Below are 13,971 nucleotides of genomic sequence, written 5' to 3'. Positions count from 1 at the left end.
AACCAAGTACAAGAATTGCATAAAGAAGGTTAGGGGGCTGGTTGAATGTCCGAAGCCGTCACACAATTAACTGAATCTCTTTTACAGCAATTCAAGAATGAGACCTTTGTGCTTCTTAGCACAGTGGATGTAGAATCCGGAGGTCCGACTTCAACAGCCATCTCCTGGATTTATGCGGAGAATGCTTCTACTTTTCGTTTAGCGATCGATCATCGTTCACGTTTAGTGAATAACATGATTACTAATCCGCTCATTACGGTGACTGTCTTTGGAGAAGAGACGGTGTACGCAGTGAACGGACGTGCTGCGGTACGACAAGATCCGCTGCAGGACGTTCCATTTAATATGTGCTGTTTCGACATTACAATTGAAGCGGTGAGGAATGCTCTGTTTTACGGCGCTCAATTGTCCTCTGTGCCTCAATATGTCAAAATATATGATCAGCGAGCTGCTGAGAAATTAGATGAGCAGGTTTTTGCTGCCATGAAAAAAGCCTAGTGAGAGATCACTGGGCTTTTTGTTGTCTTTTGTCAGATGAATGCAGCTGCTGCATTTGTTGTTTTTGATTCACGTGTTCATCCGGATTTTGACGGACTTTGACGTCTTTCGGGAGTTGAGGGATAATTCGTCCCACCATGTCAGCAAGTTCTGAAGCAAAACCGGAGATTGGGTGCCCTTGACGAATATGTTCACCAATTTCTTTAATTCGTTCAGTGACATCTGCATCAGCAGTAACAATGGAATCCAAGCCTTCTGGGTCTTTACGAAGTGCTTCGGCGACAGCGTACTTAATGGTACCAACCCGAGCACGTTCCAGTTCACCATCAACATCGATGCCAACTACGGCTGTATTACCGAGTATGACGCAGTTCGCATCTTCAACACCTTCCACTTGCTTGGCAAGGGCTTTAAGGTGATTGATTCGTTTTTCATTGGGCATCCGGCCACTCTTTGCATCATCCGCAATGTTGGTATCATGGACTTCACCTGTATCCTCATTGAGGCGGTCCAAACGTGAAGGATTCATCCGATCTTCCTGTGCATTGAGCATGTGAGATCCTTTCCTTTGATCTTGCTGAGTTGTTATATTTCCTCCGTAACTTCTTGGATGCGATGTATGTGGCTCCTGTGAAGCACTGCGTGTGGAACTGTTGCAACCTGTAAGTATAAAGATCAGAAGCAGCGTGCAAACCCATTTTTTCATAAATGTTCATCCTTTCTTGGAGTTTTTCAGAATGGTTGACAATTATTTTGCCCTAGTCGAATACATTTATGTATGGGATCATGATTGTCCATGCCGCTGCTGAAAGATCACACTATCCATGCCTTTAACGACGCCGCTTTGGAGGGGATTGAATGAAAAAGATTTTTGTATTGGATACCAACGTGCTTCTGCATGACCCCAATGCCATATTTGCCTTTGAGGAACATGAGGTAATCATTCCCGCGGTTGTACTGGAGGAGATTGACTCCAAAAAAAGAAATGCCGATGAAATTGGGCGTAATGCCCGTAATGTGTCCAGACTGTTGGATGGATTACGTGAGCTGGGTCACCTGCACAGTGGGGTACCTTTGGCTAATGGAGGTAACCTGAAAGTAGAGCTGAATCATCGGAGTTTCGTGAAAGTTCAGGAAATGTTTGGTGAAGTGTCCAACGATAATCGCATTTTGGCTGTCGCACTGAATTACCAGATTGAGGAGAATGAGAAGGAAGTAGTCGAACGTCAGGTCGTGCTTGTTAGTAAAGATGTACTTGTGCGTATCAAAGCGGATGTACTTGGTCTGTTCACACAGGATTACTTATCAGATCGGACGGCAGGACTCAGTGAGTTATATCCAGGTTATACGGCCCTAAAAGTTCATCCGTCAGTGATTGATGAGTTTTACACATATCGTTTTTTACCAATCAAACCGTTGCAGTTGTCTTATTCGTTGTATCCGAATGAATTTGTCATTCTCAAGGATGAGATGGGAACCAATAAATCGGCTTTGCTTAAAGTGAACACAGAGGGAACAAAGCTGGAGCCACTTTTCCTCAGTAATGATAATGTCTGGGGTATTAGTGCACGTAACGCACAACAACGCATGGCACTGGAATTGCTTTTGAATGATGACATCCCGCTTGTTACCATCACCGGTAAAGCTGGAACAGGGAAAACCTTGCTGGCACTTGCAGCAGGTCTGCTTAAGGTAGAGGATGATCATAAATACAAAAAACTGTTGATTGCTCGTCCTGTTGTTCCGATGGGGAAAGATATCGGTTATTTGCCTGGTGAGAAGGAAGAAAAACTTCGTCCATGGATGCAGCCGATTTATGATAATCTGGAGTTTTTGTTTGACACCAAAAAAGCCGGAGATATCGATAAAATCCTAATGGGGCTTGGCAGTATTCAGGTGGAGGCCTTAACGTATATTCGTGGAAGATCGATACCTGGACAGTTTATCATTATTGATGAAGCCCAGAATCTGTCGCGCCACGAAGTGAAGACCATTGTATCAAGGGTCGGTGAAGGCAGTAAAATTATTTTGATGGGGGACCCCGAACAGATAGACCATCCGTACCTCGACTCGGCCAGTAACGGCCTAACGTATATCGTGGAACGGTTCAAACAAGAGGGAATCAGCGGACACATTATGCTCGAAAAAGGAGAACGGTCCAAGCTGGCACAGCTTGCAGCTGATTTATTGTAAAATTTAGGGGATTTATTTCCCGGAAAATGTTGTTATTGAAGCCGGCTCCTGGAGTCGGCTTTTTGCTGAAAAAATAAGTAGGCGTTATTACACAGAACTCGATATGCTCTTATTATGCAAAAATCCGAAAAAGTGTTTTTCGGCAGGGTAGGACAAGAGTACTACTTATTTGTTACAATAATTGCTGCAGGAAAAAACTAGGTGAACAGGGAGGGAAGTTAATGAAGCGTAGACATCAGGTTGTTTTATTCGCGGTATTGCTGCTTTCGTTAACGATCTTGTCACCGAGTTTTGACTTTAGGGGTTCGCAGCTCAATCAGGAACGCGATCAGGAGAAGGATGCTTTTCCTGGGTCTTCTTCCCGTAATGAAGATGCTCAAGCTCCGCTGGAGATTGTAGTGGCCATGTCGGATGAAGAGTTCCAAGCCTTTCAAAAGATAGCAAAAGAAGTTGCTGCTTCCCAGCTGGTAGAGATTAATCTTCGGAATGAGAAGCCGGATACATATAAGCATGTTTTGGATCTTGAATTTTCACTAGGAGAGAACGGTGATGTTGTTCTGCTTGATAGTGAGGAAGTGCAATACTATGCCCAAAAAGGGTACCTGTATCCGTTAAACGGAACCACATTATCGAAGTCGCTAGGAGATACGGTAGTTGGGTTACGGGGAATGACAGAGTGGAATGGTTATCAGTGGGGAATGCCTTTTGATTTTGATCCGTACATTCTGGCTGCACAATCTTCATTTATGAAGAGAGCTGGTTTGGAGTCATTACCTCGCAATAAAGATCAGTGGTTCAAACTTACTCAACAAGCCGTTGCGGAAGGCATCCCTTTGATTACAATGAACATCAATGATATGTACGGGACAAATGCGTGGCTGAATCATTTGGAACCGAGAATGGCACCAGATCAAGTTAAACGAACGAAAATTGATTCGCAAACGGGGGATCTTCAGCAAGGGATTCAGTTGATGAATCAGATTCAGCCTCTTATTAGGCTTGAGTCTACCAATTCGGAGTTCTCTCGAACTGCTGACCAGAACGGCACACCAATGGTTGTATCATTGTTATCTCAATTATTAAGTGCAGATCAAGCGAGTACAGTTGATAAAGGTTCTTTGGAGCGGATTTCTTTCGAAACCTTGGAAACTGTAAGAACCAGAAGTCTTGTCATTACGGCGGGTTCGGTTGAGGCTGAGGAGGCCAGTAGATGGATTGAAGGAATGACGTCCGCTACGACACAGCTGAAATGGTACCAACAGGTTAACCGGTTGCCCGCAAAGCAACAGGAGCTGGATTTGGAGTCTGAGAAACTCGTTGAACGTTATGACATGACAAAGGGACAATCCTGGTACCCGACCACCCAAGATGTCCCTGCTGCAACGACCAAAAGTCATGCTCTAATAACTCGTTCTCATAAAAAAGTACAACAATTCTTAAAGGGTGAAATTACAGCGAATCAATACGTAGACAGTATTAGAACGACGAATTAACTTTCAGTTCGTGTTCAACCTCTTTAAAATGATATAGCTAGTTTTACTTCCAGTACGCCTTCACTTGTTGAAACATCGGTTGCTTTGACAAACGACAGGATTTTCTGCGGATAGAACCCAAGGTCAAATTCTCTTTCCAGCATTCGGCGAGTGGTGTCTGGTAATTCAAGCTGGTTGAATACAAGTTTGTCCACATGAAAACGAATGGAGTTTTGAGGTTCATTTTCTACCGTATAATGTCCTTCAATGCTTAATTGCAACTGATCCCGCTGACCGGAAGCTATAATCTTATCCTGGTTAAACTGAAAGGCAAAGTCTTCAAAGATTGAATTTTGGGAACGCAGAAATGCATTAAGCTCATCCTGCCCAATTCGAATTGTATAGGTTGTTCCAGTCGTGGAAATGCCTCCGTTTTGTTTTTGGATAAAATCGGGCAGGTTCTGCATGGCAGATGCCAAAGCTTTGAAATATCGTTTCACCTCATAGATGCCGATATTCTCCCAATAAAGGGTCAGTTCATCCATCATTTTCTGAATCGCTGCCGCATCTCCGCTGGTGGCTATTTGGGCATCCATTTCTTTTTGCAAGGTGACTACACGTTCTCGCTGGTTTTGAAGATTAGTCTTCATTTCGGTTAATTCTGTTGTAGTCTGACGAATCTGAGTGGAAGTCTGTTGCAGATTGCGATAACGGTCCTGATACTTGTCCAGCACAGCCTGATCCCGTCCGATAATAATCTGGTAATAATCATACAGTACAAACAGGTCTTTAAATGACCTGGCTCCCAGGACCGTCATGAGGAGGCTGTCGCGTTCTCCTGTGTAGTAGGACCTTACTACAGCTCCGGCCCGATCTTGCTGAATATGTATCTGTTCTTCCTGTTCCTGAAGATGGACGGATAATGTCTCGTATTGTTGAGCCAACTGCTTCTGCCTTTCGGCGATGCGTTCGATTTCGTGATCGATTTCAACAATGGATAGACTTTTTTGCAATATCTCTCGTGTATCCTCAGGTGAAGACTCTCCATAGGCATGGGCTAAAGGTAGCTGGAGGAATAAAATGATGCATAATATAAAGGCGGCAATGCCGTATTGACGTTTCACCGATCCATTCTCCTTTCCACTTCTTAAATGACTATCGTACAGGCTGGTTGCCTTCCAGACAATATATGAAACAAATACGTGAAATATCCTTAGTGGTTACATAACACCACGAACATTCATTTAATCTGAACAAAACAAAAAAGCAACCCGACAGATATCGGATCACTTTGATGCTGCAGGTGGATTAGAGCGGCAACCCCATTTCGAATACGGTCCAGTAGCTGAACCCCGTGAATGTTACGATCATATAACCCCAGAAGAGCAATATGTACGTTCGCTCGGTAAATTTCAAGTATCCCAAAATGACAAAAAACGCAGTCTGCAGGAAAAAAAGCAAAGCCATTTCGACCAGATCTCCCGCAAAAGCCATCAGGCCAATTGCAAGCGTGAAGAACCCGAGTACCCGAAACATGCGTGCCACGGTAAATCCTCCTCTCCTAAGTACGTTCATAGATTGTCTACACAACATTATACCGGGAAAGGAAAAACGTGTAAACAAATTTGGATATGAAAGCGAATTCTTTTTTGCTAAAAGTAAGTATAGAGGGATATGTTTTGCATATGTCACGTATGAGCAAGCCTGAATGTGGAAATACATTTTAGTATGAAATCAATTCTATGAACTCTATGAGAGGCATAAGAATGAATGAAGCAGCTTTTATACCTAATTCACATACCGGGCTTCCGGTAATGCGGACGGTTATTTTAGGATGTTGTTAGGAGGGTATTATAGCATGACTGCAGTGAGACAGGATGCTTGGAGTACAGAGGACGATTTGATATTGGCTGAGGTTACTTTGCGTCATATTCGGGAAGGTAGTACACAATTGGCCGCTTTTGAAGAGGTGGGCGAAAAAATAGGCAGAACATCTGCCGCATGCGGTTTTCGCTGGAACAGCTGTGTACGTAAAAAGTATGATTCAGCCATCAGTAACGCCAAGGCACAACGACAAAAACGAAGTTATCTCAGAAAGCAGCCAGCTATGCTCGGACCACAGGTTGCAGCATTGTCTACACTGGACACTGAAGAACATCTGTACAAATCAGATGGGATCTCAGACGATTCATTATCGATGGATGCAGTAATCCGCTTCCTGCGACAATGGAAGGGAACAGTGCAGGAGAGTAATCGTCAACTCAAGATGCTGGAGAAGGAACTTCGGGAGAAAGAAGATGAATTGCTTGAACTACGTCTTGAGAATGACCGTCTCTCCAAGGAAGTGAATGAAGTACAGACGGATTACCGTGTGGTGAATGACGACTACAAAGCTTTGATTCAGATTATGGATCGGGCTCGCAGACTCGCATTTTTGTCCGAAGAAGAAGAGGAACTTAAGACACGCTTCAAGATGGATGCCAACGGGAATCTGGAACGAATTGAATAACAAGTTCAGACGTTTGATTGGTGAAAGTCAGGTATGAACCCGCCACACCTCCGTTACAAAAACGGCAGGTATGACGGGTTTTTAGTTTGGTGTTTTTGTTCTATTATAGATAATAGAAGAGCAACTAATGAAGCGGAGAGGAGTGCATCATATGATCATTGACATCGTAGGAGCGGGGGCACTTGGTCTTTTGTATGGTGGGAAACTGCTGGCGTCAGGTAACCAGGTCAGATTTTGGACGAGAACAACTGCTCAGGCAGACCTCCTCAACCATGATGGAGTAACCATTGTGGAACAAGATGAGGAGATACATATTCTACCGGATCAAATACAGGCGAAACCAGTAAGTGAGCTGACTAACACATGGAAGAACAAACCAGGAGAATGGTTACTGCTCATGGTTAAGCAGACAAGTATTGATGATTTCATTCATGAGATTAGCCCATTACAAGATCATGTGGTGAATATCGCGTGTTTTCAGAATGGGATGGGCCATCTGGCAAAACTTCAAGCAGCTTTGCCAAAATCGCTTCTGTGTAGTGCGATTACAACAGAAGGTGCTAAGCGTACACAAAGTCAGGTGACTCGTGCAGGTATAGGTGAAACCAGACTGGGGAGGTGCAACATACATTTAGTAGCTTCTACCTCTATAGAGGAGAAGAGAACATTTACTCTGTCGGGATCGTTGCAGCAGGCAGGATTTGACTGTACAGTGTCGAATGAAATCGATAAGCTGATATACAGGAAACTATTGATTAATGCAGTCATTAACCCGCTTACAGCACTATGGCGAATCCCTAATGGAGAATTGATCGTCAAGGAAGAACGAAAGAGGCTAATGCGCCAGTTATATGATGAAGTATTGTTAATCTACTCTGCAAGTGGAATATGTTTGGATCAGGATATGTGGGATCAATTGATATCGGTCTGTCGTTCTACTGCCACGAATACTTCCTCCATGCTTGCAGATGTTCTCGCTGGACGTGGTACAGAAGTGAGGTCAATCAACGGTCATATTGTAAGAATGGCACAGAAGTTGAACCTTGTTGCACCTACACATGAAATACTGCTTCATCTGATTGAAGGAATGCAACCGGAAGGAGTGAATTAATGGGACTTTTTATTGTGTTGAGCATATTGCCCTTTTTTCCGTTCTTTCTTGTTTATTGGGGAATGTATGTGTGGAAAAAAGACAAACGGAACGCCATGCGGATGGCAATGGATGTAACCACTTTTTTTCTTGTTTTTTCAGTATCGGCGTTATTCAACTTAACATTTGATTCGAATTTTGGTTTTTATCTGACACTATTACTCATACTACTAGCACTTGGATTCATCGGAGGTGCGCAAAATCGACTAAAGGGGAAGGTCGATGGGGGAAGAATGTTCCGGGCCGTATGGCGCATGGCCTTCATCATTATGAGTTTCGGGTATATTTTGTTTACTTTATTTGGATTATTTAGATACTTCATGAAACAGATGTAAGGTTACATAACGCAAAAGAGGCGAAAAATGTGTCGATTTTGTCGAAAACTGAAAAAAACATTACTTTCTGAAAAAGTAATGTAGATTTTTTTGACCGGTGGTTGTATAATCTATAAACATATAAACCATATCAATTTAGGGGGAACGTGTTAGATGAAAAGGAAAAGTCTATTAGTCCTTTTGACGCTGATTTTGGCGTTCGGTACCGTACTTGCAGCGTGCGGATCGAAAAACGAAGGCACAGGTAACACCGATACTGGTTCTGCAAGCGAAGGAAATGGTCTTGCTAAAGATCAAATTCTGAAAATCAACCTGTCAGCTGAACCTCCTACGTTGGACCCGGCTCAAGCAAAAGACAGCCAAACCAACACAGTTCTGAAATTCTTGTATGAAGGTCTTGTACGCATCGATGCTGATGGTAAAGAACAAGCTGGCGTAGCTAAAGACTGGAAAATTTCCGAAGATGGTTTGAAATATGTTTTCAACCTGAACCCGGAAGCTAAATGGAGCAACGGTGATGCAATCACTGCCGAAGACTTTGTTCGTTCTTGGGAACGTGCTTTGAAACCGGAAACAGCTTCTCCATATGCATACCAATTGTACTATATTAAAGGCGCTGAAGGTTACAACCTCAGCAAAGATGAAACATACAAAGGTACTAAAGTCACAGATTTCTCACAAGTAGGCGTTAAAGCTACTGATGAGCACACATTGGAAGTAACGTTGGAAAACCCAACACCTTACTTCTTGGGTCTGACAGCATTCTACACGTACTACCCAGTACATGCATCTGCTGACACCAATGACAAATTCTTCACAGACTACAAAAACATGATCGTTAACGGACCATTTGTAATGGATCAATACTCTAAAGGTCAAAAAATTGTTGTGAAGAAAAACGATGGTTACCATGCAGCTGCCGATATCAAATTGGCTCAAATCGATATGTCTCTGACAAACAGCAGTGCTTCCGAACTGCAAGCTTACAAATCAGGACAATTGGACTACACTGGTGCACCTAACGGTGAAATTCCATCCGACCAAATTCCTTCTGTAAAAGCGGAATTGCCGGACGAGTTCAAAGCTACTGGTATTGCAAGTACGTACTACTATCAGTTCAACGTAAACGAAGCACCATTTAACAACGTTAAAATCCGTAAAGCATTTGCAATGGCAATTCAGCGTCAGTTGATTGTTGACAAAGTTACACAAGGTGGACAAATTCCAGCATTTGGCTTTGTACCTCCAGGTATCCGTGGTGAAAACGGCGAATTCCGTGACGAGCACAAAGACGATTACTTCACAGAAAATGTTGAAGAAGCTAAAGCATTGCTTGCTGAAGGTATGAAAGAAGAAGGTTACACAACATTGCCAGCTGTTACGTTGATCTACAACACTAGTGATGGCCACGCAAAAATCGCTTTGGCGGTTGCTGACATGTGGAAACAAAATCTTGGTGTTGATGTGAAAACAGAAAACCAAGAGTGGGGCGTATTCCTTGAGAACCGTCAAAACCAAAACTTCCAAGTAGCTCGTGCAGGTTGGTCTGCTGACTACAACGATCCATACAACTTCTTGGAAATGTGGACTACTGGAAACACAAACAATGATTCCAAATTCAGCAACGAACAGTATGACAAAGATGTTAAAGAAACTGTAAAATCTGCTGATCCAGCTGCACGTATGGCTGCATTTGCTGACGCTGAGAAAATCCTGATTCAAGATGAAATGGGCGTTATGCCAATCTATTATTACACTAACGTATCTTTGACTAAGCCTTACCTGAAAGGCGTACAACTTGATTTCAGTGGAGCTATTGACTACACTCGTGCATATCTGGAAGAGAAATAAGTTGTTCTGAAGTCTAATATGAATACTTCGGGATATATATGTGGAATTCCATATATATCCCGATTTTTTGTATGTGCACCGATTTTCCTTATAATTCTTGAAATTTCCGATAAATGGATTGGACTTTATTTCTGTCTAATTCTACAATCGATTTGTATACAAAATATTGTTTGTGGAGGTGTGCAAGGGTTGGTTAAGTATGTGTTGAAAAAACTATTATTTATGCTGCTATCGCTTTTCATACTCGCATCTGCAACCTTCTTCCTGATGAAGGCTATTCCGGGTGACCCTTTTACATCCGAGAAAAAAGTATCGCCTGAAATTCGGGTCTTGCTGGAACAGAAGTATGGATTGGACAAACCGATGTATGAACAATACCTGAAGTATATGGGTGGAATCATTAAGGGAGATTTCGGAGTCTCAATGAAATATCTCAATCGAGATGTAGCCGGAATGATCGGCGAAACATTCACCGCTTCGTTGAAGCTTGGAGTGTTTGCAATTGTTATCTCCATTATCGTGGGTGTTCTGCTGGGGCTTATTGCTGCAGTTTACCATCGTAAACTCATTGATGATATCACGATGATCCTGGCTGTCATAGGGATAGCTGTTCCGAGCTTCTTGCTTGCGTCACTACTGCAGTATCTCTTTGCTACTAAATTAGGCTGGTTTAACGTTATGGGCTTTGATGGTCCATTGGATTACGTTCTTCCGGTTGCAGCGTTATCTGCATCTCCAATTGCTTTTATCGCTCGTTTGACGCGTTCGAGCATGCTTGAAGTTTTACATGCAGATTATATCAAAACAGCTAAAGCCAAAGGTCTGAAATGGCCTGCAATTATGTTCAAACACGTTGTAAGAAACGGTATTCTACCAGTAGTAACTTATGTTGGTCCAATGACAGCGAATATCATCACAGGTTCCGTTGTAATTGAACAGATCTTTAACATCGGGGGAATTGGTAAAGTATTCGTAGAGAGTATCACAAACCGTGATTACACTATGATCATGGGGATTACAATTTTCTATGGTATCCTCCTGATGTTGGCTCGTTTCTTTACGGATATCGCTTACGTGCTGATTGATCCTAGAATTAAGCTGGAAAGCCGGAAGGGGGCATAACGTTGTCTGGCACGAATAATAAAAAGAATGAAACGGCGAACACGAACCTGACTAGTCAGGCAGCGGTTAAACCGCAAGAAAGTGTATCCCTTTTTAAAGATGCCATGTACAGACTTGCAACCAATAAGGCTGCTATGATAAGTCTGGGTGTATTGGTTCTTGTCGTGATTTTCTCTTTGATTGGTCCAACTTCTTTGTTTACAAGTTATAATTATTATTCCAATGATTTGTTGAATGCCAATGCAGCGCCGAGTGCGGAGCACTGGTTCGGTACGGACGAGCTTGGTCGTGACGTGTGGGTAAGAACTTGGGTAGGAGCACGTGTATCCCTTACTGTAGGTTTGGCCGCAGCCTTGATTGACCTTGTTATCGGGGTTATTTATGGAGCGATCATGGGTTTCTACGGTGGACGTGTAGATGGAATTATGAACAAGTTTTCCGAAATCCTCTACTCCTTGCCGTACATGCTTGTTGTAATTTTGTTGCTGGTTGTACTGGAACCAAGTCTGACAACGATTATCATTGCCCTCACCATCACAGGCTGGATCAGCATGTCATGGATTGTGCGTGGTGAAATTATGCAACTCAAAAACAGAGACTTTATTCTTGCTGCAAGGTCCATGGGAGCAAGCACAGGGCGTCAATTGTTCCGTCATTTGCTGCCCAATGCAATTGGACCGATTCTTGTAACATTGACGTTGTCCATTCCAAATGCAATCTTTGCTGAAGCGTTCCTGAGCTTCCTTGGATTGGGTGTATCAGCACCAAGATCTTCACTTGGTTCTATGATCAATGATGCACTTACAGGCTGGACGCTATTCCCGTGGCGGATGTGGTTCCCAGCAGGTCTGATGGTTCTTACAATGCTTGCATTTAACTTGCTCGGAGACGGTCTGCGTGACGCACTCGATCCGAAATTACGTAAATAGAAACAGGAGGTGGGATTATGGAGCCGATTTTAACTGTCAAAGACCTGAGTGTGTCGTTCTCAACACGTTCTGGTGAATTTGATGCCGTTAAACATGTGAGTTTTGAACTTGGTAAAGGAGAGACGCTGGGGATCGTAGGTGAATCGGGTAGTGGTAAGAGTGTTACCGCCCAAACCATCATGAAATTGATTCCCTCCCCGCCTTCGAAGGTCAAAAGCGGAGAAATTACTTTTCACGGGCAAGACCTGCTGAATAAGACAGACAAACAAATGGAAGCGATTCGTGGTAAAGATATCGGCATGATCTTCCAAGATCCAATGACTTCATTGAATCCTACCATTAAAATTGGTAAACAAATTACTGAAGTATTGCGCAAGCATCAGAACATGTCCAAACAAGCGGCGAATAAAGCGGCTTTGGAGATGCTTGAACTTGTAGGTATTAAAAATGCGGCTATTCGCATGAATCATTATCCTCACCAATTCTCTGGTGGTATGCGTCAGCGTGCCATGATTGCGATCGCGCTTGCATGTCGTCCATCCCTTCTGATTGCGGATGAGCCGACAACTGCACTTGACGTTACAATTCAGGCTCAAATTCTGGATGTCATGAAAGACATGCAGCAAAAGCTGGGAACATCGATCATGCTGATTACGCATGACCTTGGTGTCGTAGCGGGTATGTGTGACCGTGTTGTTGTTATGAAGGAAGGCGAAGTTGTTGAAACAGGAACAACTGCTGAAATCTTTAGTAACCCTCAACATCCATACACCATTAAATTGCTGAATGCTTTGCCTCGTCTGGACGAGCCCAAAAAGGAAAAACCAGCTCCGGCTGGTATTATCAAAGGTAGCAATAAGCCTCTGGTACAAGTGAAAAACTTGAAACAGTACTTTAATTTGGGTAAAGGTAACATTCTCAAAGCGGTCAATGACGTAAGCTTTGATATCTTTGAAGGTGAAACACTTGGTGTTGTAGGCGAGTCTGGCTGTGGTAAATCCACAACAGGTCGTACCATTCTGCGTCTTTATGAGCCAACTGGCGGAAATGTTAACTTCAACGGAACGGATATCTACAAGTTGTCCCCGCGTAAAATGAAAGAAATGCGTAAAGATATGCAGATGATTTTCCAAGATCCATATGCATCTCTTAACCCGCGTTTCAATGTTATGGATATTATCGGGGAGTCCCTCGATATTCATGGTCTGGCTTCCAGCTCTAAAGAGCGCAAGAGACGAGTGGAGGAACTGCTTGATCTGGTAGGTTTGAATCCAAGTCATGCACTTCGTTATCCACATGAATTCTCCGGTGGTCAAAGACAACGGATCGGGATTGCGCGTGCGCTTGCTGTAGACCCTAAATTCATCATCTGTGATGAGCCATTGTCTGCACTGGATGTATCCATTCAGGCACAGGTCGTTAAATTGCTTGAAGAACTTCAGCAACGTCTCGGCTTGACATACCTGTTTATTGCGCATGACTTGTCAATGGTTAAACATATCAGTGACCGTGTAGCTGTAATGTACATGGGTAAAGTGGTTGAGCTCGCAGAAAGTGAAGAACTATATGCGAACCCTGTCCACCCTTACACCAAAACATTGCTTTCCGCGATCCCTGTACCTGATCCGGAAGTGGAAGCGAACAAACGTCGCATCTTGCTGCCAGAAGAGCATATGAGCCCGATTCAGAATGGATCTGGCGGTCCTGCAAATGATCCGTACAACCTGGAAAATTCTCAATTGATTGAGGTTTCCAAAGGTCACTGGGTTGCAGAACCTTACGTATAATTGGAATACTAAAGCGATATGCTATTATTGATCTATTAAATGCCGCCGACTCGTTCGGCGGTTTTTTTCGTATTTTAATCACTTTCTTTTGACGAAGCGGCCTTGAATTCGGTACAATCAAGAAA

General features: G+C 43.2%; 13 protein-coding genes. 10 read left to right on the top strand and 3 right to left on the bottom strand.

Going from position 1 to position 13,971, the window contains the following annotated elements:
* Positions 1 to 45 precede the first annotated feature (45 nt).
* Positions 46 to 498 carry a pyridoxamine 5'-phosphate oxidase family protein gene (locus MKY92_RS20895; protein WP_076211583.1) on the top strand — a complete coding sequence of 151 codons (453 nt, stop codon included), beginning with the start codon at positions 46 to 48 and terminating at the stop codon, positions 496 to 498.
* Positions 499 to 505: 7 nt separating this feature from the next.
* Here the strand turns inward: MKY92_RS20895 and MKY92_RS20890 are convergent, their stop codons facing one another.
* Entirely contained in the window at positions 506 to 1,204 is a 699-nt protein-coding gene (locus MKY92_RS20890; protein WP_339297485.1) for a YhcN/YlaJ family sporulation lipoprotein, read from the bottom strand.
* Positions 1,205 to 1,356: 152 nt separating this feature from the next.
* On the opposite strand from MKY92_RS20890, the gene MKY92_RS20885 reads away from it, so the two are divergent.
* Positions 1,357 to 2,691 carry a PhoH family protein gene (locus tag MKY92_RS20885; RefSeq protein WP_024628438.1) on the top strand — a complete coding sequence of 445 codons (1,335 nt, stop codon included), beginning with the start codon at positions 1,357 to 1,359 and terminating at the stop codon, positions 2,689 to 2,691.
* 221 nt (positions 2,692 to 2,912) lie between these two features.
* Entirely contained in the window at positions 2,913 to 4,184 is a 1,272-nt protein-coding gene (locus MKY92_RS20880; protein ID WP_339297484.1) for an extracellular solute-binding protein, read from the top strand.
* 23 nt (positions 4,185 to 4,207) lie between these two features.
* Here the strand turns inward: MKY92_RS20880 and MKY92_RS20875 are convergent, their stop codons facing one another.
* Both MKY92_RS20875 and MKY92_RS20870 read right to left on the bottom strand, forming a co-directional pair.
* A complete protein-coding gene (locus MKY92_RS20875; RefSeq protein ID WP_339297483.1) occupies positions 4,208 to 5,287 on the bottom strand; it encodes a hypothetical protein in 1,080 nt (359 codons plus the stop codon).
* A 184-nt stretch (positions 5,288 to 5,471) separates the two neighbouring features.
* A complete protein-coding gene (locus tag MKY92_RS20870; RefSeq protein ID WP_017687281.1) occupies positions 5,472 to 5,708 on the bottom strand; it encodes a DUF2626 domain-containing protein in 237 nt (78 codons plus the stop codon).
* A 313-nt stretch (positions 5,709 to 6,021) separates the two neighbouring features.
* Here MKY92_RS20870 and MKY92_RS20865 point away from each other — a divergent pair, with 313 nt between their 5' ends.
* The 7 genes from MKY92_RS20865 to MKY92_RS20835 all read left to right on the top strand — a co-directional run bounded on the left by MKY92_RS20865 (position 6,022) and on the right by MKY92_RS20835 (position 13,846).
* Positions 6,022 to 6,672, top strand: a complete 651-nt coding sequence (locus MKY92_RS20865; RefSeq protein ID WP_076211575.1) for an RsfA family transcriptional regulator — start codon at positions 6,022 to 6,024, stop codon at positions 6,670 to 6,672.
* Positions 6,673 to 6,823: 151 nt separating this feature from the next.
* Positions 6,824 to 7,783, top strand: a complete 960-nt coding sequence (locus tag MKY92_RS20860; protein WP_339297482.1) for a 2-dehydropantoate 2-reductase — start codon at positions 6,824 to 6,826, stop codon at positions 7,781 to 7,783.
* Positions 7,783 to 8,157 (top strand): DUF3397 domain-containing protein, encoded by a 375-nt coding sequence (locus tag MKY92_RS20855; protein ID WP_307416729.1) that lies wholly within the window; start codon positions 7,783 to 7,785, stop codon positions 8,155 to 8,157. The genes MKY92_RS20860 and MKY92_RS20855 overlap by 1 nt, the downstream gene beginning before the upstream one ends.
* A gap of 153 nt (positions 8,158 to 8,310) precedes the next feature.
* The gene (locus MKY92_RS20850) at positions 8,311 to 10,008 is read left to right on the top strand and encodes a peptide ABC transporter substrate-binding protein (RefSeq protein ID WP_339297481.1); all 1,698 of its coding nucleotides are present in this window, start codon (positions 8,311 to 8,313) and stop codon (positions 10,006 to 10,008) included.
* A 189-nt stretch (positions 10,009 to 10,197) separates the two neighbouring features.
* Positions 10,198 to 11,130, top strand: coding sequence for an ABC transporter permease (locus MKY92_RS20845; protein ID WP_036614893.1), 933 nt, complete (start codon positions 10,198 to 10,200; stop codon positions 11,128 to 11,130).
* Positions 11,131 to 11,132: 2 nt separating this feature from the next.
* Positions 11,133 to 12,059 (top strand): ABC transporter permease, encoded by a 927-nt coding sequence (locus MKY92_RS20840; RefSeq protein WP_083657091.1) that lies wholly within the window; start codon positions 11,133 to 11,135, stop codon positions 12,057 to 12,059.
* A gap of 17 nt (positions 12,060 to 12,076) precedes the next feature.
* Positions 12,077 to 13,846, top strand: coding sequence for an ABC transporter ATP-binding protein (locus tag MKY92_RS20835; RefSeq protein ID WP_036614890.1), 1,770 nt, complete (start codon positions 12,077 to 12,079; stop codon positions 13,844 to 13,846).
* Positions 13,847 to 13,971 lie beyond the last annotated feature (125 nt).

This window comes from Paenibacillus sp. FSL R5-0623, assembly GCF_037974265.1.
GTDB lineage: Bacteria > Bacillota > Bacilli > Paenibacillales > Paenibacillaceae > Paenibacillus.
This window is presented reverse-complemented; position numbering and strand designations above follow the sequence as displayed.

Excerpts from the sequence above, each read along its gene's own strand:
- MKY92_RS20835 (WP_036614890.1), top strand. The coding sequence starts at position 12,077 with ATGGAGCCGATTTTAACTGTCAAAGACCTGAGTGTGTCGTTCTCAACA.
- MKY92_RS20890 (WP_339297485.1), bottom strand. The coding sequence starts at position 1,204 with ATGAAAAAATGGGTTTGCACGCTGCTTCTGATCTTTATACTTACAGGT.
- MKY92_RS20885 (WP_024628438.1), top strand. The coding sequence starts at position 1,357 with ATGAAAAAGATTTTTGTATTGGATACCAACGTGCTTCTGCATGACCCC.
- MKY92_RS20895 (WP_076211583.1), top strand. The coding sequence starts at position 46 with ATGTCCGAAGCCGTCACACAATTAACTGAATCTCTTTTACAGCAATTC.
- MKY92_RS20865 (WP_076211575.1), top strand. The coding sequence starts at position 6,022 with ATGACTGCAGTGAGACAGGATGCTTGGAGTACAGAGGACGATTTGATA.
- MKY92_RS20860 (WP_339297482.1), top strand. The coding sequence starts at position 6,824 with ATGATCATTGACATCGTAGGAGCGGGGGCACTTGGTCTTTTGTATGGT.
- MKY92_RS20880 (WP_339297484.1), top strand. The coding sequence starts at position 2,913 with ATGAAGCGTAGACATCAGGTTGTTTTATTCGCGGTATTGCTGCTTTCG.
- MKY92_RS20855 (WP_307416729.1), top strand. The coding sequence starts at position 7,783 with ATGGGACTTTTTATTGTGTTGAGCATATTGCCCTTTTTTCCGTTCTTT.
- MKY92_RS20850 (WP_339297481.1), top strand. The coding sequence starts at position 8,311 with ATGAAAAGGAAAAGTCTATTAGTCCTTTTGACGCTGATTTTGGCGTTC.